The organism is Methylobacterium oxalidis (assembly GCF_007992195.1).
In the GTDB taxonomy this organism is placed as follows: Bacteria; Pseudomonadota; Alphaproteobacteria; order Rhizobiales; family Beijerinckiaceae; genus Methylobacterium; species Methylobacterium oxalidis.
This window is the reverse complement of record NZ_BJZU01000280.1, coordinates 1-1445: the sequence shown is the minus strand read 5'-3', so window position 1 is coordinate 1445 and position 1445 is coordinate 1. Positions and strand designations below refer to the sequence as shown.

At 70.2% G+C, this 1445-nt stretch carries 1 protein-coding gene; it reads right to left on the bottom strand.

From position 1 onward, the window contains the following. Nucleotides 1–291: 291 nt before the first annotated feature. Nucleotides 292–1224 (bottom strand): methionyl-tRNA formyltransferase, encoded by a 933-nt coding sequence (locus MOX02_RS30555; protein ID WP_147029502.1) that lies wholly within the window; start codon nt 1222–1224, stop codon nt 292–294. Nucleotides 1225–1445: the final 221 nt, after the last annotated feature.

Below are 1445 nucleotides of genomic sequence, written 5' to 3'. Positions count from 1 at the left end.
CGTTTCCTCTCCCGCACCCCGCCGCGTCCCTCGGGACGCGCCGGGTTCTCGCCTATGACGCCTGCCGTTCTGATGACGGCAGTTCCAGATCTGCGGCCCTCCCTCAAGGAGCGATGCCCGGCTCGATGTCCCGATCCCGCGCGCGTTCGTGCCCCGGAAGGCGGCACGCGTCGGGCAGCTATAGCTGACATCCGCACGAAATTGAAACTGGTATGCCAGATTCCAGTATTGTCAAGCTCGCGCCCCCGTGCCTCCCGCGCAGGGGGATTGCGGCGGGCGCGGAGCCCGCTCTCAGGTGCCGAGGATCGTCCCCGAGGCGAGCCCGCCGCCCGACGCGAGCTCGCCGGCCGAGACCTTCTTGCCGCCCTCCGGCTTCACCTTGAAGACCTCGATCTGGCCCCCCTGCGCGGTGACGCGGAACGAGTCCGCGCCGACCTCCGTGACCTCGCCGATCTTGCCCTTCACCCCGCCGATCGTGCGCACGACGTGCTTGCGGGCGTCGAAGATCTGCAGCTTCTGGCCGTTCAGGGTGGTCCAGGCGCCGGGCGCCGGGTTCGCCGCGCGGATGATGTTGTAGATGTGATCGACGTGGCTCGCCCAGTTGATCTGGGCCTCGCGGGCGCGGAACCAGCCCTCGTAGCTCGCCTGCGCCTCGTCCTGGGCGGTCTCGGCGTGCCGGCCGGCCACCACGAGGTCGGCCGCCTCCAGCATCGCCGCCACGCCGAGCGGGAAGAGGGTGTTGAAGTAGACCTCGCCGATCGTGTCGTCGGGCCCGATCGCGCAGGTCTTCTGGAGGATCACCGGACCCTCGTCGAGCCCGTCCGTCGGGCGGAAGATCGAGAGGCCGGTCTCGGTGTCGCCCTTGGCGATCGGCCAGTTGATCGAGGAGGGGCCGCGGTACCGCGGCAGCAGGGACGGGTGGTACTGGATGGTGCCGTGCGCCGGGATGTTGACGAAGCTCTGCGGCGCGAACTGCAGCACGTAGGCCATGATGCCGATGTCGGCGTTGAGCGCCCGCATGGCCTCCTCGGCCTCCGCGCTCTTCAGGCTCGGGAACTGGAAGACCTGCAGGCCCTTCTCCTGCGCCGCCGTCCGCAGCGCGTCGGGCCTTGCCCCCTCCTTCTCGGGCGCACAGAACACCCCCGCCACCTCATCGCCCCGCGCCAGGAAGGCCTCGAGCACGGCCTTTCCGAAATCCTGCTGACCGATGAAAGCGATGCGCATGAGGGCTCCGGGCTTGAGCGCGGGGCCCCACCCCGCGGCGGGGAGGGGCTCCGAAGGGACGGGTGATGCCGGATAACCCCTGAGAGCGGGTTTCGCACCACCCGATCGCCGTCCCGCCCGCGTCCGGGCGGGACAGGCGGGGCCGGATCGTTACTCCGCGGCGATCTTCTGCACGGCGCCGATGGCACCGGAGCCGGCGATCTCGACGACCTCCTCCTCGG